The sequence below is a fragment of the Streptomyces sp. NPDC034111 genome, from assembly GCF_055575375.1.
Genome location: NZ_JBVIST010000003.1, coordinates 120,703 through 147,157, shown reverse-complemented (window position 1 = coordinate 147,157; position 26,455 = coordinate 120,703). Strand labels below are relative to the sequence as shown.

At 71.2% G+C, this 26,455-nt stretch carries 20 protein-coding genes; 14 read left to right on the top strand and 6 right to left on the bottom strand.

Annotated elements, in window-relative coordinates; translation table 11 throughout:
- The first annotated feature begins 50 nt into the window (after nt 1–50).
- Nucleotides 51–1,448: a GntT/GntP/DsdX family permease gene (locus ACZ55A_RS10055; protein ID WP_468836931.1), complete on the top strand. Its 1,398-nt coding sequence runs from the start codon at nt 51–53 to the stop codon at nt 1,446–1,448.
- 114 nt (nt 1,449–1,562) lie between these two features.
- On the opposite strand, the gene ACZ55A_RS10050 is transcribed toward ACZ55A_RS10055, so the two are convergent.
- Nucleotides 1,563–3,134, bottom strand: a complete 1,572-nt coding sequence (locus ACZ55A_RS10050; protein ID WP_468836928.1) for an FAD-dependent monooxygenase — start codon at nt 3,132–3,134, stop codon at nt 1,563–1,565.
- A 38-nt stretch (nt 3,135–3,172) separates the two neighbouring features.
- Here ACZ55A_RS10050 and ACZ55A_RS10045 point away from each other — a divergent pair, with 38 nt between their 5' ends.
- Nucleotides 3,173–3,868, top strand: a complete 696-nt coding sequence (locus ACZ55A_RS10045; RefSeq protein ID WP_468836926.1) for a TetR/AcrR family transcriptional regulator C-terminal domain-containing protein — start codon at nt 3,173–3,175, stop codon at nt 3,866–3,868.
- On the opposite strand, the gene ACZ55A_RS10040 is transcribed toward ACZ55A_RS10045, so the two are convergent.
- Genes ACZ55A_RS10040 through ACZ55A_RS10030 form a run of 3 tightly spaced genes read right to left on the bottom strand, consistent with a single transcriptional unit; the run spans nt 3,865 to nt 7,345 of the window.
- Nucleotides 3,865–5,016, bottom strand: coding sequence for an acyltransferase family protein (locus ACZ55A_RS10040; RefSeq protein ID WP_468836923.1), 1,152 nt, complete (start codon nt 5,014–5,016; stop codon nt 3,865–3,867). The two genes, ACZ55A_RS10045 and ACZ55A_RS10040, sit on opposite strands and share 4 nt — an antisense overlap.
- Nucleotides 5,013–6,368 (bottom strand): alpha-2,8-polysialyltransferase family protein, encoded by a 1,356-nt coding sequence (locus tag ACZ55A_RS10035; RefSeq protein ID WP_468836921.1) that lies wholly within the window; start codon nt 6,366–6,368, stop codon nt 5,013–5,015. The genes ACZ55A_RS10040 and ACZ55A_RS10035 overlap by 4 nt, the downstream gene beginning before the upstream one ends.
- Nucleotides 6,368–7,345 (bottom strand): glycosyltransferase family 2 protein, encoded by a 978-nt coding sequence (locus ACZ55A_RS10030; RefSeq protein ID WP_468836919.1) that lies wholly within the window; start codon nt 7,343–7,345, stop codon nt 6,368–6,370. The genes ACZ55A_RS10035 and ACZ55A_RS10030 overlap by 1 nt, the downstream gene beginning before the upstream one ends.
- A gap of 187 nt (nt 7,346–7,532) precedes the next feature.
- On the opposite strand from ACZ55A_RS10030, the gene ACZ55A_RS10025 reads away from it, so the two are divergent.
- The 10 genes from ACZ55A_RS10025 to ACZ55A_RS09980 all read left to right on the top strand — a co-directional run bounded on the left by ACZ55A_RS10025 (nt 7,533) and on the right by ACZ55A_RS09980 (nt 19,578).
- Nucleotides 7,533–8,852 (top strand): DUF6716 putative glycosyltransferase, encoded by a 1,320-nt coding sequence (locus ACZ55A_RS10025; protein WP_468836916.1) that lies wholly within the window; start codon nt 7,533–7,535, stop codon nt 8,850–8,852.
- 86 nt (nt 8,853–8,938) lie between these two features.
- On the top strand, nt 8,939–10,156 hold the full coding sequence (locus ACZ55A_RS10020; RefSeq protein ID WP_468836914.1) for a cytidylyltransferase domain-containing protein: 1,218 nt from the start codon (nt 8,939–8,941) through the stop codon (nt 10,154–10,156).
- A 57-nt stretch (nt 10,157–10,213) separates the two neighbouring features.
- Nucleotides 10,214–11,152: an N-acetylneuraminate synthase family protein gene (locus ACZ55A_RS10015; RefSeq protein WP_468836911.1), complete on the top strand. Its 939-nt coding sequence runs from the start codon at nt 10,214–10,216 to the stop codon at nt 11,150–11,152.
- Between the two features lie 29 nt (nt 11,153–11,181).
- Nucleotides 11,182–12,393, top strand: a complete 1,212-nt coding sequence (locus ACZ55A_RS10010) for a hypothetical protein (RefSeq protein WP_468836908.1) — start codon at nt 11,182–11,184, stop codon at nt 12,391–12,393.
- A gap of 152 nt (nt 12,394–12,545) precedes the next feature.
- Nucleotides 12,546–13,796, top strand: coding sequence for an amidohydrolase (locus ACZ55A_RS10005; RefSeq protein ID WP_468837911.1), 1,251 nt, complete (start codon nt 12,546–12,548; stop codon nt 13,794–13,796).
- A 141-nt stretch (nt 13,797–13,937) separates the two neighbouring features.
- On the top strand, nt 13,938–14,972 hold the full coding sequence (locus ACZ55A_RS10000; protein WP_468836906.1) for a BMP family lipoprotein: 1,035 nt from the start codon (nt 13,938–13,940) through the stop codon (nt 14,970–14,972).
- A 185-nt stretch (nt 14,973–15,157) separates the two neighbouring features.
- Nucleotides 15,158–16,759 carry an ABC transporter ATP-binding protein gene (locus ACZ55A_RS09995; protein WP_468837908.1) on the top strand — a complete coding sequence of 534 codons (1,602 nt, stop codon included), beginning with the start codon at nt 15,158–15,160 and terminating at the stop codon, nt 16,757–16,759.
- Nucleotides 16,756–17,871 carry an ABC transporter permease gene (locus tag ACZ55A_RS09990; RefSeq protein WP_468836903.1) on the top strand — a complete coding sequence of 372 codons (1,116 nt, stop codon included), beginning with the start codon at nt 16,756–16,758 and terminating at the stop codon, nt 17,869–17,871. Before ACZ55A_RS09995 ends, ACZ55A_RS09990 begins: the two co-directional genes overlap by 4 nt.
- On the top strand, nt 17,868–19,160 hold the full coding sequence (locus tag ACZ55A_RS09985; protein WP_468836900.1) for an ABC transporter permease: 1,293 nt from the start codon (nt 17,868–17,870) through the stop codon (nt 19,158–19,160). The genes ACZ55A_RS09990 and ACZ55A_RS09985 overlap by 4 nt, the downstream gene beginning before the upstream one ends.
- 22 nt (nt 19,161–19,182) lie before the next feature.
- Nucleotides 19,183–19,578 carry a cytidine deaminase gene (locus tag ACZ55A_RS09980; RefSeq protein WP_468836898.1) on the top strand — a complete coding sequence of 132 codons (396 nt, stop codon included), beginning with the start codon at nt 19,183–19,185 and terminating at the stop codon, nt 19,576–19,578.
- Between the two features lie 157 nt (nt 19,579–19,735).
- Here ACZ55A_RS09980 and ACZ55A_RS09975 read toward each other — a convergent pair whose 3' ends face one another.
- The gene (locus tag ACZ55A_RS09975; RefSeq protein WP_468836896.1) at nt 19,736–20,515 is read right to left on the bottom strand and encodes an SDR family NAD(P)-dependent oxidoreductase; all 780 of its coding nucleotides are present in this window, start codon (nt 20,513–20,515) and stop codon (nt 19,736–19,738) included.
- Nucleotides 20,516–20,754: 239 nt separating this feature from the next.
- Between ACZ55A_RS09975 and ACZ55A_RS09970 the strand changes: the two genes are divergently transcribed.
- Together ACZ55A_RS09970 and ACZ55A_RS09965 are read left to right on the top strand one after the other, a co-directional pair.
- On the top strand, nt 20,755–22,032 hold the full coding sequence (locus tag ACZ55A_RS09970; RefSeq protein WP_468836894.1) for a thymidine phosphorylase: 1,278 nt from the start codon (nt 20,755–20,757) through the stop codon (nt 22,030–22,032).
- 164 nt (nt 22,033–22,196) lie between these two features.
- Nucleotides 22,197–24,971, top strand: coding sequence for a type 1 periplasmic-binding domain-containing protein (locus ACZ55A_RS09965; RefSeq protein WP_468836892.1), 2,775 nt, complete (start codon nt 22,197–22,199; stop codon nt 24,969–24,971).
- 144 nt (nt 24,972–25,115) lie between these two features.
- On the opposite strand, the gene ACZ55A_RS09960 is transcribed toward ACZ55A_RS09965, so the two are convergent.
- Nucleotides 25,116–26,438, bottom strand: a complete 1,323-nt coding sequence (locus ACZ55A_RS09960) for an MFS transporter (protein ID WP_468836890.1) — start codon at nt 26,436–26,438, stop codon at nt 25,116–25,118.
- Nucleotides 26,439–26,455 lie beyond the last annotated feature (17 nt).

Here is a 26,455-nt window from a genome sequence, read left to right as displayed (position 1 = left end):
CCCGGACCGCAGTAACCCCCTTCCCCTCCCCTCCAAGCAAGGGAATCGCCGTGACACATCTCAGCGTTGAGATGCTCGCAGCGGAGGCGACCGAGCCGATCACCTCGGCCGGTCACGCCCAGCTGGGCATCGCCGTCCTGGCCGGCATAGCCGTCATCGTCCTGCTCATCACCACGTTCAAGCTGCATGCCTTTCTGTCGCTGGTCATCGGCTCGCTGGTGCTCGGCGCGGTGGCCGGTGCACCGCTCGACAAGGCCCTCACCAGCTTCTCGACGGGGCTGGGCACGACGGTCGCGGGCACCGGTGTGCTGATCGCGCTCGGTGCCGTACTCGGCAAGCTGCTCGCCGACTCCGGCGGTGCCGACCAGATCGTCGACACGATCCTGGCGAAGGCGAGCGGCAGGGCCATGCCGTGGGCCATGGTGCTGATCGCCGGGATCGTCGGGCTGCCGCTCTTCTTCGAGGTCGGCATCGTGCTGCTGATCCCGGTGGTGCTGCTGGTCGCCAAGCGCGGCAACTACTCGCTGATGCGGATCGGCATCCCGGCGCTGGCCGGACTCTCCGTCATGCACGGGCTGATCCCGCCGCACCCCGGCCCACTGGTGGCGATCGATGCGGTCGGGGCGAACCTGGGTGTCACGCTGGGGCTCGGTGTGGTCGTCGCGATCCCGACGGCGGTCATCGCCGGACCGGTCTTCTCCCGTTACGCGGCACGGTGGGTGGACATCCGCCCGCCCGAGCAACTGGTGCCCGAACGCGCCTCGGACGACCTGGAGAAGCGGCCCGGGTTCGGGATCACCGTGGCCACCGTGCTGCTGCCGGTCGTGATGATGCTGGTCAAGGCGCTGGTGGACATCGTCGTCGACGATCCGGATGACGTGGTGCAGAGGGTCTTCGATGTGGTCGGGTCGCCGCTGATCGCGTTGCTGACCGCTGTCGTCGTCGCGATGTTCACGCTGGGCCGCGCGGCCGGCTTCACCCGCGGCCGGATCGCCGCCACCGTCGAGACCTCGCTCGCCCCGATCGCCGGAGTGCTGCTGATCGTCGGCGCGGGCGGCGGTTTCAAGCAGACGCTGGTGGACGCGGGGGTGGGCCAGATGATCCTGGACGTCTCCAAGGGATGGCACTTCTCGACGCTGCTGCTGGCCTGGCTGATCGCGGTCGCCATCCGGCTCGCGACCGGCTCCGCGACCGTGGCGACCATCTCCGCCGCCGGTCTGGTCGCCCCGCTCGCCGCGGACCTGAGCACCACCCACGGTGCGCTGCTGGTGCTGGCGATCGGCTGCGGGTCGCTGTTCTTCAGCCATGTCAACGACGCCGGATTCTGGCTGGTCAAGGAGTACTTCGGGATGAACGTCGGCCAGACGCTGAAGACCTGGTCGGTGATGGAGACGCTGATCTCGGTGGTCGGGATCGGCTGCGTACTGCTGCTCTCCCTGGTCCTTTAGAGACTTTGGATTATTAGGGCGGAGCGCCGCCCTGGGCGCCCCACCCCCTCTGCGCCTGTTCCGGCACGAGGCCGTACCCGCGGAATTCCGCAGGTACGGCCTCGTGCGCGTGGGTCAGGCGGCCGGCTGGGCGGCCGTCGCGCCGAGGAACGGTGCGAGGGCGGCGGTCACCTGGGCCGTGGCGTCCTCGGCCGGTGCGGCGAGGGCGAGGTAGCCGTCGGGGCGGATGAGCAGCACGGCGGGGCCGGCGCCGTAGGCGTCGCGGACATGGCCGTCGGTGTCGACCAGGTCGGGGGCCGGGCCGCCGACGCGGACGAGGCGGAGCAGGGCCGGGTCGGCGGGCAGTGCGGACTCGTCGAGGCCGGCGCCGTCCAGGAGCAGCAGGGTGAAGTGCGGGCCACGGTAGGCGTCGAAGAGCCGGGTGGGCTTGCCGTCGGCGGTGTGGCAGGGCGCGTCGGGGGCCCGGTCGCCGGCGCGCAGCGCGCCTTCCGGCAGGTCCGTACGGAGCTCCCGGGTCAGCGGGCTGTCCGGGTAGCCGACGCCGAGCTGGTGCAGATCCCGGCCGCGGCGCAGCGAGCCGGAGCGGTGCAGCCGGGTGCTGGTCTCCAGGATGTCGGCGGCTATCGGGCGGCGCTCCGTTTCGTAGGAGTCCAGGAGGGCGTCGGGCGCGCCGTGCCGCAGCACCTGGCCGAGCTTCCAGCCGAGGTTGTAGGCGTCCTGGACGCTGGTGTTGAGGCCCTGGCCGCCGGCCGGGGAGTGGATGTGCGCGGCGTCGCCGGCGAGGAAGACCCGGCCGGTGCGGAAGGAGTCGGCCATGCCGGCGCGGGGGCGGTAGACGGAGGCCCACAGGACCTCGGTGATCTGCTCGGCGGTGAGGTCGGTGTGCCGGGCGAGCGCGGCACGGACGAACTCCGGTGCGGTGTCCGGCTCTTCGGTGAACGCCACGATGAAGGCCTGGAAGTGGTCGGTGCCGGCGAGCGGGAGGAGGGCCACGAAGCCGCCGTTGGGCAGCATCCAGCGGTGCCAGTGGTCGCGGTCGAGGCCGTCCACCCGGACGTCCGCGAGCAGCGCGGCGCCCGGCTCCAGCGCCGGGCCGCTCATCCCGACGCCGAGGGCCCGGCGTACGGTGCTGCGCCCGCCGTCGGCGGCGACGAGATAGCGGGCACGTATGTCGCGCAACGTGCCGTCGGCGAGCCGGAGTTGGGCCGTCACTCCGGTCGCGTCCTGGTCGAATGAGGTGAGTTCGGTGCCGAACAGCACCTCGCCGCCCAGCTCCGACAGCCGCTCGTACAGCAGCTCCGCGTTGCGGAACTGGGGCACCATCCAGGCGTTCGAGTAGGGCACGGCGGGCGTCGGGTCGACCAGCTCGATCATGGTGTGGGTCTCGGCGATCCGCCCGTCCTTCCAGAGGCCCATCTTCGGGTAGAGGCCGCCGGCCGCCCGTACGGCGTCGAGCACGCCGAGGTCGTCATAGACCTCCTGGGAGCGCGGCTGGAGAGCGGTGCCGCGGGCGCCGGGGGAGAGGCGGTCCTGCCGCTCGACGATCAGGGCGCGGACCCCGCGCCGGGCGAGGTCGATGCCGAGGGCGAGGCCGGTCGGGCCCGCGCCGGCGATCAGTACGTCGACGGTCGTGGCGAGGTGGTCGGTAACGCCGTCACGGGTTTCCTTAACGTTGTTAAGTTCCATGCCCGGCAGCATGGCTTTAACGGTGTTAAGTTGTCAACATGGTTTCGCGCATCGACCGGGAACAGGTCGTGGACACCGCACTGCGGCTGCTGAACGAGGTGGGCCTCGAAGGCCTCACGCTCCGCCGTATCGCCAAGGAGCTGAACGTCCAGGCCCCCGCGCTGTACTGGCACTTCAAGAACAAACAGGAGCTGCTGGACGAGATGGCCACCGAGATGTTCCGGCGGATGACCGGGCCCCTGCTGGCACAGGGCCCCGGAGGTCCGGGCCTCGGCGAGAGCTGGCAGGACGCCCTGCTCATCAGCTGCCGGGCACTGCGCCGGGAACTGCTCGGCTACCGCGACGGCGGCAAGGTCTTCAGCGGCACGCGGATGACGGACGAGAGTTACGCGCTGCCGCTCAACAACTTCCTGTCCCGGCTGACCGAGGCGGGCTTCTCGCTGCGCGAGGCGGCGCGGGCGTGGTGGACCGCGTACAACTTCACCATCGGCCTGGTGATCGAGGAGCAGTCCGTCTACCCGGAGCCGGGCGAGCCCGAGAGCCGCGACCCGGAGAGCCGCGATCCGGCCTACGACATGGACAGCCGCACGCGGAAGATCGGTGCGCGCTATCCGCTCGCGGCACAGTCGGGCCGGGAGATGTTCGGCGACCTCGACGGTAGCTTCGAGGCCGGACTGCGGATCATCCTCGCCGGGATCGCGGCGACCGCGTCCCGCCCCGAGGGCGAGTCCTAGCGCGGATCGATCGCCCGCTTGAGCTTCGGGGTCAGCGGGCGCTCGATGAACCGGTGCAGCAGCCACGCCAGGAGCAGCATCAGGACCACGGTCAGCGTCAGGGTGGCGTACGAGGGCAGACCGAGGTCGCGGTGCAGGGCGCGGACGACGACCCAGCCCAGGTGTTCATGGACGAGGTAGAAGGGGTAGGTCAGCGCGCCGGCGACGGTGAGCCAGCGCCAGTCGGCCCAGCGCAGTCCGCCCAGGGCGACCGCCGCGACCAGGGCGAAGCCGAGGGTGACGACGGCGATGATGACGGCCGTCGAGCGGTAGGAGAAGGCGTGCACGGACGGTGCGTGCCAGAGTCCGGCGACCGCGTAATGCTGCCCGATCAGCCAGCTGACCAGGACTATCGCCCAGGCGATCGGATCGCGGGCCCCATAGCGGTGCAGCAGGTACAGGCCGATGCCGCCGATGAAGAAGGGCGCGTACTCCGGCATCAGGACGGTGTCGAGGAGGGGCTGGTGGGCCGCCTGGGCCACGGCGGCGGCCAGGGTCCAGCCGGCGCAGAAGAGGACGACCCGGGTGCGGGTGGCGCCCGGCAGGACGACACAGAGCGCGAAGAGCGCATAGAACCGCATCTCGGCCCAGAGGGTCCAGCAGACGCCGAGGACGCGGTGTGCCCCGAGCGGCTGCTGGAGCATCGTGAGGTTGGTCAGCACCTCACTGGGCGGCAGCGCCTTGTAGGCGACCCAGGGGAGCGCGAAGACGGCGGTGACCAGGAGGATCGCGGCCCAGTACGCGGGGTACAGGCGGGAGATACGGGAGGCGAGGAAGGCCCGTAGGGTGCGGCCCCAGCCGCTGAGGCAGATGACGAAGCCGCTGATCACGAAGAAGATCTGGACGCCCAGGCAGCCGTAGGCGAACAGCGGGGCCGCGGTGGGGAACTGGTGCGCCGGGGTGCCGCCCCAGGCCTGGGATATGTCGCCGCTGCGTCCCCCGTAGTGGTACGCGGCGACCATCAGGGCGGCGAGCAGTCGCAGCCCGTCGAGGGCGCGCAGCCGCGCGGAACCGTCGCGGCTGCGCGTCCGTATGACGCGTTTCGGGGCGGTGGTGACGAGATCCGGCGCGGTGGCGGGCGCCCCGGTCGTCAGCTGCGGGGCGGTCATCCGAAGACGGCCCGCTTCTTCAGCCGCCGCTGGACCGCCCGCGCCTGGCGGGCGACCCTGCGCACCGCGGCGTTGCGCGGAATGAACGACAGCTGGGACGGGATCGCTCCGGGCAGCGCCAGCGCGGTCAGCCGGCGGCGCTTGAAGTAGCGCCAGGTGTACTGATCGAGATGGGCCGCGAGGTAGCGCTCGGCGGACGGGCGGAGCTGCGGATAGATCTGGTGCTGCATGGCGTAGCCGACCGCGGCGACCAGGCCCTCGACCCCTTCGGCGGTGGTGAAGGGCTTCGGGTGCGCGCTGGTGTCCCCCAGGTCGGGCACGAGCGCGTCCACGAGCGTGACCGGGATGCGGTTGCTGTTCTGATACGGCGTCAGGCGCTCCAGCAGCAGACCGGTGCCGGTGCGTGCCGTCGGCAGGTCGTAGAAGGTGGCCGCGGTCAGCAGCGCGGTGGAGAAGCAGCCGACCACCAGCGCGGGCCGCATCCGCTGGTACAGCACCTCCGCGAGGACCGGGCTGTCCAGCACGGTCAGCGAGATCTCCAGCTTCTCGGCCTCCCGCTCCAGCAGCCGCGACCAGCGGGCCGGCGCGGACGGGTGCGGCTTGAAGACGATCTCGCGGTGGCCGCGCTCGACGGCGCCGCGCACCATCCGCACATGTAGCTCCTCTTCCTCCTCCGGGGTGAGGATGCCCAGCGCGGAGAGGTACTGGCCCAGGAGCAGCGCGGCGCCCTCGGGCACCTCCAAAGGGCCGCTGACATCGGCGAGTTCGGCCAGCACCTTGGTGAAGGCATCGGTCGGCACGGTCTGCGACGGGGCGTCGAACTCGGTGAGCAGCAGCGGCGTCAGGCCCGGGACCAGGTCCAGGTGGAGCAGGCGGTTGATCCGGGTCCCGATGAGCGGGTCGAGCTTGTTACGGGTCGGGCCGTAGCTCATCAGGCCGTCGGCGTAGACATCGATCGGCGCGTCGGGGAAGAGCTGGGCGATCGCGAGCGCCGGGTTGACCTGGATGGATTCGAGGACCAGCTCGATGTGGTCGTCGCCGAGGCCCCACAGGAGGCGGAGGTAGCGCTCCCACAGGGGGGCGTCGTCCGAGCGCGGGGACCAGCCGCCCGGGTGGAACGGGCTGATGGTCTCGTTCCAGGACAGCACCCGGTCGAAGCGGCCGCGCAGCCGGTCGAAGCCGGGCATGGTGTCCAGCGACGCGGAGGTCTCCGGGGTCGTGGCGTTGTTGCTGAGCAGCAGCAGCCGGCGGTCGGCCGGGGCGAAGCAGTCGGCGTCCAGCGCGGCGGCGAGCGTCGCCGCGCCGTAGAGCGTGGACGCCACGAAGATCTGGGTACGCGGGCGGGTGGACATCAGGCGGCGACCTCCGCCGGGACGGGGCGACGGCGCAGCCGCCGCAGCCGGGACGCGCGCTGCACATCCATCGAATCCAGGGCTTCCTTCAGTACGTCCTGCGGCATGCGTTTCATGGCCGCGGCGCTCATCGAGCGCAATTTACGGGCGACCTGCGGTTCGAATCGTTCGATCGAACCGAGGTGGTGGGAAATGATCGCGCAATAGGTGCGCACCGCCTTGGGCAGCAGCAAATCCGCATCACGATCTTGTGCGGTTTCCTCGATCACCTGGTCGAATGCGCGAATGAAGTCCAATTGCCGGACGTCGCCGATCTGGGTGAGCGACGACGCCACCCCGCGCCGGTAGAAAACGCCCAGCAGTCCGACCACCGCCATGGACTTCGCCTCGCGGTGCAGCCGCCAGATCCACGGCCGGTCCTCCGCGGTGCGCAGCCCGTCCTTGAAATGCAGTACCCCGTCGTCCAGCAGCCGGCGGTGGTACATGCCCGCCCAGGCGAAGGCGTAGTCGACGGAGGTGGAGCGGTCGGCCGGCAGGATCACATCGCGCGGGTTCAGCACCACCCCGCGCCGGCCGTGCGGCACACGGTGGACGCTGCGCGCCCGCGCGGTGCACTGGACATGGTCGGTGCGGACGAAGTCGCAACCCAACTCCTCCATGGCGGAGAGGAGTTCGGGGTAGTAGCCGGGAGCGAGCCAGTCGTCGCCGTCCAGGAAGGTGAGGTACTCACCGCGGGCCGCGTCCAGGCCGGTGTTGCGGGCGGTGGCCAGGCCGCCGTTGCGTTCGTGCCGCAGCAGTCTGGCGCCCGGCAGCTCGCGCTCGGCGCGCGCAAGGATCTCCGGGGTCTCGTCGCGCGAACAGTCGTCGACGAGCAGGAATTCGAAGTCCTCGCGGGCATTCGCCGCCAGGCTTTTCAGGGTGTCGGGCGCGTATGTCTGCACGTTGTAGAACGGCACGATGACGGAGAGCTTAACCACCCGGGTGACGTTAGGTGCGGAGCCGTCATTCGTCTTTACGCGGTGCGGGCACCTAGGTGAACGAAGAATGTCGGGATGGTTAACCGGGTCGATTGTCGGGCCGGTTCCCCATTCGTCGACCCGCTGTTAACCCTTTGTTGCGGCCCAGTTGGCCCGCCAAACGGAATGCCTTCCTAGCGTCTTCGACGTGCCATCACGTACCAGTTCTCCGCCGCGGGTAGCCGTGCTCGCCGACTCGGATACCCGATGGAAATGGGGCGCTTTGACAGCGTACCGCATTCAATCGGACATTCGACTCGACGGGTATCTGCTCCGCGGCCGCGCCACTCCCACGGTCCGCCAGCTCGACGAGGTCGGCGCCCGTGCGGAATCGCTGTGCGAAATCAGGGGCGTTGACTTCGTCCGGTCCATCGACCGTACGCGCTATGACGTCGTCGTGCTGGCCTGTGTAGGCGGTGCGGTGCAGGCGATGCTGCACGGCCTCGCCCGCGCCTGGGAGGGTGCGGAGCGCCGCCCCGTCGTCGTCACCGGCTATGTCGGTGTCGTCTACGAGAAGCTCGCCGACGGCCTGCTGCTGCGGCACGGTGCGGACGTCGTCCTCGCCAACTCCCGGCACGACGCGGACCGGTTCCGCGAGGTCTACCGCGGCGTCGGCGCCGATGACCACAGCGTCGTCGAATGCGCCCTGCCGTTCCTCGGCGGCGACCGCTACACGGACCAACAGCAGCCGTACACCGTGGTGTTCGCCGCCCAGCCCTCCGTCCCGGAGAGCCGCGCGGACCGGATGTACCTGCTGCGCAGGGCAGTTGAGCACGCCCGCCGGCACCCCGACCGCGAGGTGCTGATCAAGCTCCGCAGCAAGCCGGGCGAGCACACCACCCACATCGAGGAACTGCCCTACCAGAAGCTGGCCGCCAAGGCCCCCGGCGGACTGCCCGCCAACTGCCGCCTGGTGTACGGCAACATGGGCGAGGTCCTGGACCGCACCGACCTGCTGGTGACGGTCAGCTCGACCGCCGCGCTGGAGTCGCTGCACCGCGGCATCCCCACCGCCGTCCTCACCGACCTCGGCATCCGCGAGGTCCTGGGCAACCACCACTTCCTCGGCTCCGGCTGCCTGGCCTCCTGGGACGAACTGGACGCCGGGCACCGCCCGCAGCCCGACCCGGAGTGGCTGGCCCGCCAGGGAGTCGCCGCCGAGGGTGAGTACGAGAGCGCCTTCGACGCGGCCCGCGCCCGGGTCACCGCACTCCGCGAGGCCGGAAGCCTGCCGCCGCTCAGCCCCTACTACACACCCCGCACCGCCCCCGGCTACCTCCCCGGCATCCTCGCCCGGCACGGGCTGGACCCGCAGGGCGCACCGATCGCCGGCTACGCGGACGCCCCCGAGGAGACCGGCGGACTGCGCCGGGTCGCCCGCGAGACCGTCCGCGAGGCCGCCCGCGGCGCCTACCGGCACGGCGTCCAGCGCGTCGCCCCCGCCATCCGCCGCTGGGGGCAGCTGTGACAGCCCGCCCGTCGCCCACCACCACCCTGCACGAGGCGCTTCGCGCCGCCCCTTCTGATGGCCCCCGCCCCACCAAGGAGCCCGCAATGCCACCCACAGTCGTGGCCGTCATCCCCGCCCGCGGTGGATCCAAGGGTGTACCCGCCAAGAACCTCGCCGCCGTCGGGGGCGTGCCGCTGGTCGCCAGGGCGGTCCGTGAATGCCGCGCCGCCCGCCTGGTCACCGATGTCGTGGTCTCCACCGACGACGCCGGGATCGCGGCCGCCGCCCGCAGCGCCGGAGCCGTCGTCATACGCCGCCCCGGCGACATCGCCGGCGACACCGCCACCAGTGAGGCCGCCGTCCTGCACGCCATGGACGCGTACGAGGCCGAGCAGGGCACCACGGTCGACGCGGTGCTGCTGGTCCAGTGCACCAGCCCCTTCATCGTCCGCGAGGACATCGACGGGGTGGCCGCCGCGGTCGTCGAGAGCGGCGCCGACAGCGCACTGACCGTGGCCCCCTTCCACGGCTTCGTCTGGCGGGACGCCGAGGCGGCAGTGACCGAGGCGGCCACCGGCGCGGACGCCACCGCCGACGGCGGGTACGGCGTCAACCACGACAAGTCCTTCCGGCCGCGCCGCCAGGACCGCCCCCAGGACCTGCTGGAGACCGGCGCCGCCTACGCCATGGACGCGGCCGGCTTCCGCGCGAGCGGCCACCGCTTCTTCGGCCGCACCGAACTCGTCCGTACCGACCCGGCCCGGGTGCTGGAGATCGACGACCCGCACGACCTGGCGCGCGCCCGCGCGCTGGCGCCGCTGCTGGACGCAGCGCGCCCCGGCGCGCTCCCCACCCGTGAGGACATCGACGCGGTCGTCCTCGACTTCGACGGCACCCAGACCGATGACCGGGTGCTGATCGACTCCGACGGACGGGAGATCGTCGCGGTCCACCGCGGCGACGGCCTCGGCATCGCCGCGCTGCGCAAGGCGGAGCTGGAGCTGCTGATCCTGTCGACGGAGACCAACCCGGTCGTCGCCGCACGGGCCCGCAAGCTCCAGGTCCCCGTCCTGCACGGCATCGACCGCAAGGACCTCGCCCTCAAGCAGTGGTGCGAGGAAGCGGGCATCGCGCCCGAGCGCGTGCTCTACGTCGGCAACGACGTCAACGACCTGCCGTGCTTCGACCTCGTCGGCTGGCCCGTGGCGGTCGCCGGGGCGCACGACGTGGTGCGCGGTGCGGCCCGCGCGGTCACCGCGACGCCCGGAGGCAGCGGGGCGATCCGCGAGATCGCCGCCTGGCTCCTGGGCCCGTCCCTGTAACCAACCCACCCCCTGTCCCCCCCCGCACACCCCTTGTCAACACGAAGGAATCTCCCCATGAGCAGCAACTCCCGCCTCCGCAAGCTCGGCACCCGCGAGGCCGGCCCCGGCCGCCCCGTCTACGTCACCGGCGAGATCGGCATCAACCACAACGGCGACCTGGAGAACGCCTTCGCGCTGATCGACGCCGCCGCCGACGCCGGCTGTGACGCGGTGAAGTTCCAGAAGCGGACCCCGGAGATCTGCACCCCGCGCGACCAGTGGGACATCGAGCGTGACACCCCCTGGGGCCGGATGACCTACATCGACTACCGCCACCGTGTGGAGTTCGACGAGGACGGCTACCGCGCCATCGACGAGTACTGCAAGAAGCGCGGCATCGCCTGGTTCGCCTCCCCCTGGGACGTCGAGTCCGTCGCCTTCCTGGAGAAGTTCGACGTGCCCTGCTACAAGGTCGCCTCCGCCTCGCTCACCGACGACGAGCTGCTGCGCGCCATGCGCGCCACCGGCCGCACCGTCATCCTCTCCACCGGTATGTCGACGCCGAAGCAGATCCGGCACGCCGTGGAGGTCCTGGGCAGCGACAACATCCTGCTCTGCCACGCCACCAGCACCTACCCGGCCAAGGCCGAGGAGCTCAACCTGCGCATGATCAACACGCTGCAGGAGGAGTACCCCAACGTCCCGATCGGCTACAGCGGCCACGAGACCGGTCTCCAGACCACCCTCGCCGCGGTCGCCCTCGGCGCCACCTTCGTCGAGCGCCACATCACCCTCGACCGCGCCATGTGGGGCTCCGACCAGGCCGCCTCCGTCGAGCCCGGCGGCCTGTCCCGCCTGGTCCGCGACATCCGCACCATCGAGGAGTCCCTCGGTGACGGCGTCAAGAAGGTCTACGAGAGCGAGCTCGGCCCGATGAAGAAGCTGCGCCGGGTCACCGGTGTGGTCGCCGAGGCGGAGGCCGCCGGCGCCGACGTCGAGCCGGCCGCCGTCTGACCACGGCCCACGAGCCGACGGGAGCCAAGGTGAGCTCACCCGAAGGGACCCGCGCCGCGCCCGTCACGCCCGGCGCCGGGGCCCCGCCCCAGGAGACGACGGGTACTCCCGCCCGTCGTCTCCTGGGGGTGCCGCGGCAGCGCCATCGCACCGCACCCGCCGGTGACGGGACGGGCACGGCCGCCCCGGAGACCAGGACCCTCGCCTTCGTCGAGAGCCCGGTGCAGCTGCTGAACGTCCTGGAATGGGCGCACTCGGCCGAGGCGACGGAGCTCACCGTGGTCGTGCTCTCCCCGCACGACCCGATGACCCGCGGCCAGCTGCGCCGGATGGCCGAACTCGCCCGCGGCGAAGGCCATACGGTGCGCTGGGAGGAGGCCCGCGGCGGCCCGACCGCCCCGATGCGCACCATCGGCGGACTCACCCCGCTGCTGCGCCGGGCCCGCCGGGTCGTCATCGGCGACCCGTTCTCCCGTTACGTACAACTGCTGCTCACCCTCACCAAGGCGCGCGACCTCGTCGTGGTCGACGACGGCACCGCCACCATGGAGTTCATCTCCCAACTCGCCCGCGGGGAGCGGCTGGTGCGCTGGCACCGGCACGGCAGCGGGCGCGGCGCACGCGATCTGGTCTTCGCGCCGTTCTCGGCCACCGCGCGGCGCCGGCTCACCCCGGCACCCGAGGGCGGCCGGCGCACCGTCGGCCTGTTCAGCTCGATGCCGGTGGAGGCCCCGCCGGGCGTGTGCGTCACCACCAACGAGTTCGCCTGGACGCGGGCGCGGTTCGGCCCGCCCCGCCTGATGGGCGCCGCCGACATCGTCGGCACCTCCCTGGTGGAGACCGGGGTGGTGGACGCCGACCGTTATGTGGCGGCGGTCCTCTCCCTGGCCCGCACGCACGGCGCCACCCGGTACTTCGCGCACCGCCGGGAGAGCACCGAGAAGCTGCGCCGGCTGGCCGGCGAGACCGGCCTGGAGATCGTCCGGCCCGACCTGCCGCTCGAACTGATCGCCCGGCGCGGCCCGATCGGCCGGCTGATCGTCAGCTTCCCCTCCACCGTGGTGCACACCCTGCCGCTCGCGCTGGTGGGTACAGGGGTGAAGGTCGCGGTCTGTGACATCGATCCGGAGTGGCTTACGGAAAGCGCCTCACCGCGTGCCCAGGGCTTCCTCGACGGAGTCACCGGAACCGCCCGTGACGTGCAACGACTGCCGTTCACCGAGCGGATGGCGGCCGGTTGAACCGGCCGCAACAATCCGTACTGCATACCCTTCCCATAAGCCGTCCATGCGCCGAGCGGCCTAGATTTTCTTCCCCTAACGGGCTGAACTTTTGTTGATCGAGGGACAGTTGCCCCATCCGGCCCCGTAACCTTCAACAGGTGAACCAACTGATGTCCCGCGATACCGACGCCGCCGACGCCGCTGCCGACACCGCCGCAGGGGCCTCGCTGCCCGGCACGCTGCCCGAGGCGCTGTACGCCGAACTCATCGCCTTCCGCCGCGACTTGCACCGGCACCCCGAGCTCGGGAACCAGGAGTTCCGGACCACCGCGGCGCTCAAGGAACGGCTGGAGCAGGCCGGTCTGCACCCCCGTGTGCTGGCCACCGGCACGGGCCTGATGTGTGACATCGGTACCGGCATCGACGACGGCAGCGCCGCGGCCCGCCCGCTGCTGGCCCTGCGCGCGGACATCGACGCCCTCCCCATCCCGGACACCAAGACCGTCGACTACGCCTCCACGGTCCCCGGCCGCGCACACGCCTGCGGCCATGACGTGCACACCACCGTCGTCCTCGGCGCCGGTCTGGTCCTGGCCGGGCTGGCCCGCACCGGCGCACTGCCCCGCCCGGTGCGGCTGCTCTTCCAGCCCGCGGAGGAGGTGCTGCCGGGCGGCGCCCCCGACGCCATCGAGTCCGGCGTACTGGACGGGGTCGGCCGGATCCTCGCCGTGCACTGCGACCCGCGGGTCGACGCCGGCCGGATCGGGCTGCGCACCGGAGCGATCACCTCGGCCTGCGACCGGCTGGAGGTCGGGCTGGACGGGCCCGGCGGGCACACCGCCCGCCCGCACCTGACCACCGACATGGTCACCGCCGCCGCCCGGGTCGCCCTCGACGTGCCGGCGCTGCTCGCCCGCCGGGTCGACGCCCGGGCCGGGCTCGCCGTCACCTGGGGCCGGCTGGCGTCCGGCCACGCCTGCAATGTGATCCCGCAGCACGCCGAGCTGTCCGGCACGGTCCGGTGCCTCGACCTCGACGCCTGGCGCAAGGCCCCGGACCTGGTGCACGCCGCGATCGACGAGATCGCCGCGCTGTACGGCGCCAAGTCGCAGATCAACTACGTCCGCGGGGTGCCGCCGGTGGTGAACGAGGTGGCCAGCGCCCAGCTGCTGCACGACGCGATGGCCGCCCGGCGCGGCGTCGACAGCATCGAGGACACCGAGCAGTCGCTGGGCGGTGAGGACTTCTCCTGGTACCTGGAGCACGTCCCGGGCGCCATGGCCCGGCTGGGAGTGCGCACGCCCGGCGAGCTGACCCGCCTTGATCTTCACCGCGGGGACTTCGACGTCGACGAGCGGGCGATCAAGGCCGGGGTGGAGCTCTTCACCGCCGCCGCGTTGCTGGACGGTGACCGGGCGTAACCCGGGCGAACCCTGCTCGTCAGCTTCTGTTCGCGACGATCCGATAACGGCTGTCCGCGCCCCCTTTATCTGACATCTACGCGCGTTACGATGCCGCGGAATCAGCGCCAAAGGAGGCGCTACGAGTCGAAGGGGCCCCTCGTGCGCCGGGTATCCAAGATCGTTGCCGCGGGCATCGCCACCGCGGCCCTCACCTGTTCGCTGACCGCCTGCGGCGAGTCGTCCACCGAGTCCGGAGGCCAGAACAAGGGCGTCGGACTCGCTTTCGACGTCGGCGGCCGGGACGACCACTCGTTCAACGAAGCCGCTGCCCGCGGTGTGGACAAGGCCGAGAAGGACCTCGGCGTGAAGTCCAAGATGATGACCGCCAAGAACGGCGAGACCGAGGCGGACCGCGAGCAGCGGCTGTCCTCCCTCGCCGAGGCCGGCTACAACCCCGTCATCGGCGTCGGCTTCAACTACGGCAAGTCCGTCAACAAGATCGCCAAGGACTTCCCGGACACCACGTTCGGCGTAGTCGACTCGCCCTCCGAGGCCAAGAACGTCTACGGCATGGTCTTCGCCGAGCACGAGGGCTCCTACCTCGCCGGTGTCGCCGCCGCGCTGAAGAGCAAGACCCACAAGGTCGGCTTCATCGGTGGCGTGAACAACGCCCTGATCCAGAAGTTCCAGGCGGGCTTCGAGCAGGGCGTCAAGGACACCGACCCCAAGGCGAAGGTCACCTCCGAGTACCTCTACGCCAACGACGACAAGGGCTTCAACGACCCGGCCGCCGCCAAGGGCAAGGCCAAGGGCATGCTCGACTCCGGCATCGACGTCATCTACACCGCGGCCGGCCAGTCCGGCAACGGCTCGATCGAGACGGTCGCCGGCAAGAAGGGCACCTGGGCGATCGGCGTCGACTCCGACCAGTACCTCCAGCCGGGTCTGGCCAAGTACAAGAGCTCGATCCTCACCTCGGTGATGAAGAACGTCGACGTGGCGGTCTACGACCTGGTCAAGAGCGTCAAGGACAAGAAGCCGCTGACCGGCACCAAGAGCTACACGCTCAAGGACGACGGTGTGCGCCTGTCCACCTCGGGCGGCTTCATCGACGACATCCAGAGCAAGATCGACGCGGCGAAGAAGAAGATCGCGTCGGGCGAGGTGAAGGTCAAGGAGACCCCCACCAAGTAGCAGGGCCCGTACCGGCCCGGCGCGGCGGCCAGTGAGCCGCCGCGCCGGGGCCGTCCGCCGGAGCGACCCGGCGGTACCTCGGCTTTTTCAGGCGCCGACACTACGCGCGTAGCGCGGGAGTTGGCGCGATATCGTCGCCTCCCCGCTCCTCCGTACCACTCCCTGTCCCCCGAGGAGAGTGCGCCATCAAAGCGTCCAGCAGCCCCCAGGCAGACAGCGCCCCCGCCGCAGCACCCGCGGTGGAACTCCGCGGGATCACCAAGCGGTTCCCCGGCGTCGTCGCCAACCACGACATCGACATCACCATCCACCGCGGCACCGTCCACGCGCTCGTCGGTGAGAACGGCGCGGGCAAGTCCACGCTGATGAAGATCCTCTACGGCATGCAGAAGCCGGACGAGGGCACCATCCGCATCGACGGCGAACAGGTCAGCTTCCACAGCCCGGCCGACGCCATCGCCCGCGGCATCGGCATGGTGCACCAGCACTTCATGCTCGCCGACAACCTCACCGTCCTGGAGAACGTCGTTCTCGGCGGCGAGAAGCTGCACGGCATCAGCGGCAAGGCCCGTGCCGAGATCCTCAAGATCTCCGACCGCTACGGCCTCGGCGTCCGCCCCGACGTCCTCGTCGAGGACCTCGGCGTCGCCGACCGCCAGCGCGTGGAGATCCTCAAGGTCCTCTACCGCGGCGCCCGCACCCTCATCCTCGACGAGCCGACCGCGGTCCTGGTCCCCCAGGAGGTCGACGCGCTCTTCGACAACCTGCGGGAGCTCAAGGCCGAGGGCCTGACCGTCATCTTCATCTCGCACAAGCTCGGCGAGGTCCTCTCGGTCGCGGACGACATCACCGTCATCCGGCGTGGCACCACCGTCGGCTCCGTCGTCCCCAGCGAGACCACGCCCAAGCAGCTCGCCGAGCTGATGGTCGGCACCGAGCTGCCGTCGCCGCAGACCCGCGAGTCCACCGTCACCGACGTGGAGATGCTGAAGGTCGAGGGGCTGCGGCTGACCACCACCGACGCCGAGGGGGTGGCGCGCACCGTCCTGGACGATGTGTCGCTGACCATCCGCAAGGGCGAAGTGCTGGGTATCGCGGGCGTGGAGGGCAACGGCCAGGCCGAACTGGTCGAGGCCCTGATGGGCATGCGCGACCCCGACAGCGGCACCATCGCGCTGGACGGCGTCGACATCAGCCATGCGCCGACCCGCACCCGGCGCGAGGACGGCATCGGCTACATCCCCGAGGACCGGCACCGGCACGGCCTGCTGCTGGAGGCCCCGCTGTGGGAGAACCGCATCCTGGGCCATGTCACCGAGAAGCCCAACGCCAAGGGCCGGCTGCTGGACCTGAAGGCCGCCCGCGCCGACACCGAGCGGATCGTCGCCGAGTACGACGTCCGTACCCCCGGCATCGAGGTCACCGCGGCCTCGCTCTCCGGCGGCAACCAGCAGAAGCTGATCGTCGGCCGCGAGATGAGCCACCACCCCAAGCTGCTGATCGCCGCCCACCCCACCCGGGGTGTGGACGTCGGCGCCCAGGCGCAGATCTGGGACCAGATCCGCGAGGCGCGCCGGGAAGGGCTGGCCGTACTGCTGATCTCGGCCGACCTGGACGAGCTGATCGGGCTGTCCGACAACCTGCGGGTCATGTACCGCGGCCGCCTGGTCGCCGACGCGGACCCCGCCACCATCACCCCGGAGGAGTTGGGCTCGGCCATGACCGGCGCCGCAACCGGCCACCTGGAGCACCCCCGCCCTGAGACGGAGGAAGGTGAGTCCGAGTGAAGAAGTTCGCCAGGTTCGACAAGAACAAGGTGATCCTCGGGATCGCCGCCCCCGTCCTCGCCATCGTGGCGGCCCTGCTGATCACTTCGGTGATCATCCTGGCCACCGGCAAGGACCCGATCCACGCCTACACCGTGATGGTCGACTTCGGTTCGAAGAGCGACAGCCAGGTCTGGATCATCAACAAGGCCGTCCCGTACTACCTGTCCGCGCTGGCCGTCGCCATCGGCTTCCGGATGAACCTCTTCAACATCGGCGTCGACGGCCAGTACCGCATCGCGGCGTTCTTCGCCGCGGTGGTCGGCGGTGCGCTGACGCTCCCCGGCTTCCTCCAGATCCCGCTGATCATCCTCGTCGCGATGCTGGTCGGCTCGGTCTGGGCGGGCATCGCGGGTCTGCTGAAGACCACCCGCGGCGTCAGCGAAGTGATCACCACGATCATGCTGAACGCCATCGCGGCGGCGATCATCGGCTTCTTCCTCCAGGAAGGCCGCCTCGCGACGAAGGAAGGCAACCTCTTCCACACGCCCAACCTGCCGGCCTCCAGCCACTTCTTCACCATCCCCACCACGCCCAAGCCCCTCGACGGCTTCCTCGTCGTCGCCGTCGTCGCCGGCTTCGTGTACTGGTTCGTCCTCAACCGCACCCGCTTCGGCTTCGACCTGCGGACCGTCGGCCAGTCCGAGCCCGCCGCCGAGGCCGGTGGCGTCCACGTCAAGCGCATGATCGTCACCTCCATGCTGCTGTCCGGCGCCGCGGCCGGTCTGATCGGCATGCCGACGCTGCTCGGCGTCTCGTACAACTACGGCACCGACTTCCCCATCGGCATCGGCTTCACCGGTATCGCTATCGCGCTGCTCGGCCGTAACCACCCGGTCGGGATGGCGGTCGGCGCGCTGCTGTGGGGCTTCCTGGAGCGCACCGGTACCCAGCTCGAATTCGAGGACTACGAGCAGGAGATCGTCGGCGTGATGCAGGGCGTCATCGTGCTCTGCGTCGTCATCGCCTACGAGCTCGTGCGCCGCTACGGCCTCAGACTCCAGCAGCGGCAGGTCGGCGAACAGCTCGCCGCCCAGGCCCGTAAGACCGACAAGGCGGAGGTGTCCTCGTGAGTACGAACCTCACGGCCCCGGTCGCAGAGAGCACCGGCCACAAGCACAAGCCCAAGCCCCCCAGAATAAAGCTCACCTACCCCAAGGTGTTGCTGATCATCGCGGGCAGCCTGATCCTGCTGTCCCTGCTGCGGATCATCACCGGCGCCAACAACCTGACCGAATCCGGCCAGTACACCGCGGCGCTCAACGCCGCCGTGCCGATCGGCCTGGCTGGTCTCGGCGGTCTGTGGGCCGAGCGCTCCGGCGTCATCAACATCGGCCTCGAAGGCATGATGATGCTCGGCGCCTTCTCCGCCGGCATGGTCGGCTGGGAGCACGGGCCGTGGGCCGCGGCGATGGCCGGCGTCGTCGGCGGCGCGCTCGGCGGACTGCTGCACGCCGTCGCCACCGTCACCTTCGGCGTCGACCACATCATCTCCGGTGTGGCCATCAACATCATGGCGCTCGGCGTGACCCAGTTCCTCGCCAAGCTGTGGTTCGGCGCGGAGGGCAGCGCGGCCGCCGAGGCCGGCGGTAACGACAAGCAGTCGCCGCCGATGCCCGACATGCCGACGTTCACCGTCCCCGGCCTGTCCGACTGGCTCTACTCCATCGAGCAGCACCACTGGTTCCTGGTCTCCGACGTGGCCGGCATCTGCGGGTCCCTGGTCACCAACGTCTCCTGGCTGACCCTGCTGACCGCCGCCCTCTTCGTGCTCACCTTCTTCGTCCTGTGGCGCTCGTCCTTCGGACTGCGGCTGCGCTCCTGCGGTGAGGGCCCGATCGCGGCCGAATCGCTCGGCGTCAACGTCTACCGCTACAAGTACGCGGCGGTCGTCGCCTCCGGCGCGCTGGCCGGACTCGGCGGCGCGTTCCTCGCGATCTATGTGCACATCTACCAGGACGGCCAGACCGGCGGCCGCGGCTACATCGGCCTCGCCACCATGATCTTCGGCAACTGGCGGCCGGGCGGCGTCGCCATGGGCGCCGGCCTGTTCGGCTTCATGGACGCCCTCCAGCTGCGCGGCGGCGGCCCCACCGTCCACGCGCTGCTGCTCCTGCTCGCGGTGCTGCTGGTCGGCCTCGCGGTGTGGAAGCTGCGCACTGGTTACCGCACCCAGGCCGCGCTCAGCCTGGTCTCCGCCGTGCTGCTCGCCGTCTGGTACGCCACCACCGACACGGTCCCGCTGGAGATCGTCAGCGTCGCCCCGTACATCACCACACTGCTGGTGCTCGCGCTGGCCGCCCAGCGACTGCGGCCCCCGAAGGCCATCGGCAAGATCTACCGCCGAGGCCAGGGCAAGTGAGCGAGCGCAGCGAGGTATCGGCATGAGCGCAGCTCCCGACTGGGAGGCACTGCGGCGGCAGGCCCGGGACGCGATGTCCCGGGCCTACGCCCCGTACTCCGGCTACCCGGTCGGCGCCGCCGCCCTCGTGGACGACGGCCGCACGGTCACCGGCTGCAACGTCGAGAACGCTTCCTACGGCCTCGGCCTGTGCGCCGAATGCGGCCTGGTATCGGCCCTGTTCGCCACCGGCGGCGGCCGCCTGACCGCCTTCACCTGTGTCGACGGCACCGGCGAACTCCTCGTCCCCTGCGGCCGCTGCCGCCAACTGCTGTGGGAGCACGGCGGCCCGGAACTGCTCGTCGACACCGCGGCCGGCATCCGCCCGCTGTCGGAGCTGCTGCCGGATGCGTTCGGGCCGGGGCACCTGGCCGGGTAGGTCGCCGGTCTCTGGTTCTCGCCCCGTCCCTTTGATACCGACTGTCCTTTGATGCCGGTCTCCGGAAATCCGCGGCCCCGCTCGTGGCCCCCCGTTGGTGCGGTTTGCAGGCGGTGGGGGGCTGAGTGAACGGATTGGGCTCAGTGAAGGAGGGGGCTCAGTGAACGGAGAACCCGCCGTCGACGAAGATCGCCTGCCCGGTGACATAGCCGGAGGCGCGGCCGGCCAGGAACACCGCCGCTCCGGCGAAGTCCTCGGCCAGGCCGTTGCGCCCGACCATCGTGCGCGCGGCCAGTGCCGCCACCTTCTCCGGGTCGGACGACAACCGCGCATTGAGCGGCGTCATGACGAAGCCGGGCACCAGCGTGTTGCAGGTGACACCGTGCGGCGACCACGCCTCGGCCTGTGAGCGGGCCAGCGACTCCAGCGCCCCCTTGGACACCCCGTAGGCGCCGCTGTGGACGAACGCCCGGTGCGCCTGCTGGGAGCTGATGTGGATGATCCGTCCGAAGCCCCGCTCGGCCATGCCGGGCCCGAACCGCCGGCCCAACAGGTAGGGCGCCTCCAGGTTCACCGCCATCGTGGTGTCCCACACCTCCTCGCCCAGCTCGCCCATCGGCGGCCGCAGATTGATCCCGGCGCTGTTGACGAGAATGTCGGGCTCGCCGAAGACCTCGGCCGCCTGCTCCGCCGCCGCGCGCACCCCGTCGCGCGTGCTCAGGTCGGCGCTCACCCAGGCCGCCCGGCACCCGTCCGCCACCAACTCGTCGACCGTGGCGGTCAGCTCCGCCTCCTTGCGCGCCACGATCACCACACTCGCCCCCGCTCGCGCGAGAGCCCCTGCGATGGCCCGGCCGATGCCGGAACTGCCGCCCGTCACCATGGCGACCCGGCCGTCCAGCGAGAACAGTTCGGAGAGATAGCTCTGCGAGATCATGGACGCACCCTAGACGTGCGTCCGCCGGCTCCTCCGGTGCGGACGCCCCGGCCGCCGTCGACGAGGTCGACGTGCGTGGACCATCCGCACGCCCGAGATCGGTCGGGACGGAGTAAGCAGGCGGTCCCACCAACCAGTCGGGGGACTGAGCGGATAGCCGTACGCGCTGCCCGACCGCTCTGGCCACCCCACCGTCTATGCGTGTAGAACGGGACCTACCCCTTCGAAAGGAATCGTCCATGGACGCCATCTCCGTCATCCGTACCAAGCGCGACCGCGGTGAGCTGACCCCCGAGCAGATCGACTGGGTCATCGACGCCTACACCCGCGGCGAGGTCGCCCATGAGCAGATGTCGGCGCTGGCGATGGCCATCTTCCTCAACGGCATGAACCGCAAGGAGATCGCCCGCTGGACGGCCGCGATGATCACCTCTGGTGAGCGGATGGACTTCTCCTCCCTCGCCCGCCCCACCGCCGACAAGCACTCCACGGGTGGCGTCGGGGACAAGATCACCCTGCCGCTCGCGCCGCTGGTCGCCGCCTGCGGTGCCGCCGTGCCTCAGCTCTCCGGCCGCGGTCTCGGCCACACCGGCGGCACCCTCGACAAGCTGGAGTCCATCCCCGGCTGGCGGGCCCAGCTGAGCAACGACGAGATGCTGGACGTGCTGCGCGACGTCGGCTCCGTCATCTGCGCGGCCGGCGACGGCCTCGCCCCGGCCGACAAGAAGCTCTATGCGCTCCGCGACGTTACCGGCACCGTCGAGTCCATCCCGCTGATCGCCTCCTCGATCATGTCCAAGAAGATCGCCGAGGGCACCGGCTCCCTCGTCCTGGACGTCAAGGTCGGCTCCGGCGCCTTCATGAAGCATCTCGACGACGCCCGTGAACTCGCCTCCACCATGGTCGAGTTGGGTACCGACCACGGCGTGCGGACGGTCGCCCTGCTCACCGACATGGCCACCCCGCTCGGCCGGACCGCCGGCAACGCCCTCGAAGTCCGCGAGTCCGTCGAGGTGCTGGCGGGCGGCGGCCCCCGGGACGTCGTCGACCTCACCCTCGCCCTCGCCCGCGAAATGCTCGACGCGGCCGGCCTGAAGGACGCCGACCCGGCCAGGGCGCTGGCCGACGGCTCCGCCATGGACCACTGGCGCCGCATGATCACCGCCCAGGGCGGCGACCCCGACGCCGCTCTCCCGGTGGCCCGCGAGCAGCACACCGTCACCGCCGCCGCCACCGGCACCCTCACCACCCTCGACGCCTACGCCGTCGGCCTCGCCGCCTGGCGCCTGGGCGCCGGCCGCGCCCGCAAGGAGGACCCGGTCCAGGCCGCCGCCGGTATCGAGCTGCACGCCAAGCCCGGCGACCGTGTCACCGCCGGCCAGCCCCTGCTGACCCTGCACACGGACACTCCCGAAAAGCTCCCGTACGCCCTGGAGGCGCTGGACGGCGGGGTGCTCATCGGCTCCCCGGACGCCACCTTCACGGCGGGCCCGGTGGTGCTGGAACGCATCGGCTGAGCGTCCTTGACACGCCGGTCCCCACTGCCTGTTGACCAGAAGGTAGTGGGGACCGGCATTTCCGGCCACTCTCCGAAAACAGCCCTCCGCGGTCTCGTGGGATTGTTCAACAACCCCTACTCTCAGGGACCTTGGCGTTTCAGTGGGTGACGGGGGTGAGCGCTATGCCTGAAACGGGTGGGAATGCTGAAGGGGACGGGGAGCGGAACACCGAGGAGAGCTGGGAGTACCCGTTCCCCGAAGGCGCCGGATCGGACGCCTTCATGGCCGCCTTCAAAAAGGCGGTGGTACCGGAGAAGTGGACCTCCCTGCGGTCCGAGATCTGGCCGCTGCTCCTGCTGGACACCGGCGGATCCGCCGGAACGGCGGCGCGCGCCGACCGGGTGCTCCAGGGCCTGGCCGAAGCCCTCGGCGGCGAGGAGGACAAACGCGTCGCCTACGCCAGGCCGCAGCCTCCCCAGGACGCGGCGGACTTCCTCACCATCCGCATCGGCGGCCTGCTGGAGAGCGGGACGCCCCCGGAGACGGGGCGGCTGCGGCTGCGCAATCTGCGGCTGATGACCGAGCTGGTCCGATGGGCCCAGCAGGTGCCGGGCGACGCCGACCTCACCGCGCGCACCCTGCGCGACCATCTCTACGGGCTGCGGGCGCAGGACCCCGCCGGCGGCCTGCCCCGTCTCCTGGCCAGGCTGAGCCGCCAGCCGGCCCCGACGCTCCCCGAGGGGCAGCCCCCCGCGGCGCAGTCCACCGTCGAACTGGTGTGGACCCACCTCGCCGGGCCCCTGCTGTTCAGCTTCCCGCGGTGGTGCTGGTCGGCATGGTGGAGCCGGCGGCTGATCTCCTCGAAGCAGGGCTGGTACGCGCGCTGGCGGCCGGTCGGCAGATCCGGTTCGTTCTTCGACAAGGCGGTGCAGTTCCTGCGCCGGCAGACCGTACGGCTGCGCAAGCGCGACGACCCCGCCGCCGAGCGGACCGCGCTGCGGGACTTCGAGGAGTTGCTGCTCCGGGCCCTGATGGCGGACCTCCACCGCGCCCGCCCCGGCCGGTTGCTGCCCTGGCGCCGCCGGCGGCGGACCCGGCGGGTGGTGCTGCTGGACCTCCCCGCGGCCGGGGCGCCCGCGGCGGTGGCCACCCGCCGTTTCCTGGAGACGTATCAGGCCGTCGCGGGCGAGCCGGGCAGCGCCTCCCTGCTGGTCGTCGGGGCCGGTGCGGCGGCCGGCTGCGCGGACGGGCGGTGGCGCACCTGCCGGGACCTCAGGGAGGCGGTCCGTGAGCTGGCCGCCACCGACGGGCCGGCCCCGCAGCCCGTGCTCAGCCGGATGCCGGACCAGGACTTCGGCCGGGACGGGATGCTGGTCCACCCCGTCGAACCCCCGGGCTTCGGGTGCCGGCCGGCCACCGAGCTGGCCAGCGAACTGGCCGCCGGGGGACTGGCCTTGGGGCTGCTGGCGAACTTCCTGTGGCCGGTGCTCTTCCCGCCCGCCCCCGCCTGTCTGAACGGGACGGTGGTGACCGCGGGCGCACACCCGCAGCCGCCGCCCGCCGACCGGAAAGGCCCCTCCCCTCGCGCCCAGTACGAGGACGTCCTCCGCTCCATCGGCCGGCTCAACGCCAAGGCGCTGCACGCCGAGCGCAGCTACCACAAGCCGGTGCGGCGGGTCGTCTATCTGGGCGCCGGTGTGGCCGACGACCCCGACCAGGTCGTGATGAACGGCGCCATCCCCGAACTGCGCGGCATCTGGCTGGCGCAGCAGAAGCGCAACGCCGAGGCGATGTCCGACCCCCACCGGGTCCTGCTCCATGTCGACGTACGTGACACCGGACCGCTGTTCAGGAACGTCGTCGCGGCCGCGAAGGGCGTGGTGCGTGAGGTGCGCGGGGCCGCCGCCCACCGCGGCCCCGGCAACAGCCACACCATCGTCGGCGTGGTGGGATTCCGGGAGAGCCGGCAGACGACCCAGGCGGCGGCCAAGGTCCTCAGCGACGGCAAGATCCCGGTCATCGGCACCACGGCGACCGCCGACGCCATGCAGAAGGCCGGTGACTACTACCGGCCGATGTCCCCGGACAACGGCCGCGAGACACAGATCGCGGCGCAGTTCGCCCGCCACGGCCGGATCATCGAGACCACGCCCGGGCAGTGCCGGGCCGCGACCCGGGCCGTGATCGTCAAGGCCCCCGGCGACCTCTACGGCAACGAACTCGGCTCCGCCTTCGCCCGGAACTTCGGCCTGCCCAGCCAGACCCTGGAATTCCCGGGCCGCGACGGCGCGGTGGTCACCGCCCAGGACACCGCCGAGCGGGTCTGCGACCTCGTCCGCACCCGCCCGGACACGGTCGTCTACTGGGCCTCCCGGGTCAACGACTTCACCAACTTCATGAACGCCTACGGACCCGGCTCGGGCTGCTCCGGACGCCGGCTGACGGTGATCGGCGGCAATGAACTCACCAGTGCCGCACTGGGCGGCCAGTACCTGGACAAGCCCTGGCTGCGGCTCTACCACACCGTCCATGTGCTGCCCGACGGCCATCCGGACGAGAGCGACGAGGCCAGGGACTTCATCCGCCGCTACATCCGCGCGTACACCGCACACGACCCCTGGATCAACGACGGCCATGAGGCCCTGGCACACGACGCGCTGTGGACCCTCTCCTCGGCGGCGGACCGCGAGTACTCCAGCAATCGCGACGTCACGGCGGAGGGCGTCAAGTCCAAACTGGACGAAGGGGTGCGCTTCCAGGGCGTCAGCGGCTATGTCGACATCCCGGCCCGGCACGGCTCCGCACCCCCGCTGAACAAGGCGCTGGTGATGCTCCACCACACCCGTGAGGGCCAGAAACTGGTCCTGTACTGCGGCGCCTTCCGGCAGGACCAGGGCCCGGTCACACACTGGGGCCCGGACGGGCAGTACCCCTGCCCGCAGGACGGCTCGGACTGACGGGCCCTGCCCGCCCGGCCCGCCCCGGACGCACGAAGGCTCGGCCCCGGACGCACGAAGGGCCCGCCCCACCAGGACAGGTGGCGGGGCGGGCCCTTCGCGTCCGGTGCGCCGGCTTGCGTTCGGTGCGCCGGCGGCGCGGGGTTACGCGGCCTTCTCCAGGTGGAGCAGACGGCGCTCGGCCACCGCCTTCCGCGTCGCGTACAGGGTGATCGACGCCGCGCCGAGCATCGCCGCGAGGCCCAGCAGGACCGTGCCGTCCCAGCCGACCGCGTGGAAGGCGGCGGCGCCCAGCGCACCGCCCAGGCTGCTGCCGACGTAGTAGGCGCACTGGTAGAGCGCCGACGCCTGGGCGCGGGCGGTCTTCGCGGTGCGGCTGACCGCGGAGGAGGCGACCGCATGGCCGGCGAAGAACCCGGCGGTGATCAGGACCAGGCCCGCCAGCACCGTGGCCACCGAGTCGGCCAGGGTCAGCAGCAGACCGGTCGAGGTGGTGCCGACGGCCAGGTAGAGGGCGCCGCGCCGGCCGACCCGGGCGACCAGCTGGCCGGCCGCGGCCGAGGAGGCCGTACCGACCAGGTAGACGACGAAGATCGAACCGACGATGCCCTGCGGGAGGTTGAACGGCTCGGAGACCAGGCGGTAGCCGATGACCGTGTAGACCGCGCCGAAGACCGTCATGAACAGCCCGCCGATGCCGTACAGCCGGCGCAGCAGCGGGTCGGCGAGGTGACGGCCGAGCGTACGGGCCAGCGTCCGCGGGCCCACCGCACGCGAGGCGAAGTGCCGGGCCCTGGGCACCAGCAGCCGGAAGACCACCGCGCACACCACGGCCAGCACACCCACCGCGCCCAGCGCGGCCCGCCAGCCCCAGGCCTGAGCCACCCAGCCGGTCACGATCCGGCCGGACATCCCGCCGATGCTGTTGCCCGCCACGAACAGCCCGATGGCCGCCACCAGCGCCTTGGCACGTACCTCCTCGGCCAGGAAGGCCATCGCCGAGGCCGGCACCCCGGCCAGCGCCACACCCTGCACCGCGCGCAGCGCGATCAGCGCACCGATCGACGGCGCGAACGGCACCAGCAGCGCGATCAGCGCGGCCACCGAGAGGGACGCCGTCATCAGCGTGCGCCGCCCGAACCGCTCGGACACCGCGCTCAGCGGGATCACCCCGAGCGCCAGCCCGAAGGTGGCCGCCGAAACGGTCCAGCTCGCCTGGTCCGGGCTGACGTGGAGGTCCCCGGAGATCGCGGGCAGCAGCGCCTGGGTCGAGTAGAGGAGGGCGAAGGTGGCCACTCCGGCGGCGAAGAGCGCAAAGCTCATCCGCCGGTAACCGGGGCCGCCCGGCCGCAGCTTGCCGGCCTCGGGGTCGGCCGCGGCGGCGGAAGAAGAAGAGGAGTCTGTGGACAACTGGGGAGAGGCGTCCGTACGGTCGGCGACGGACGCCCCGGTATCAGCGGGAGGCATGCTTCGAACGTAGGCCG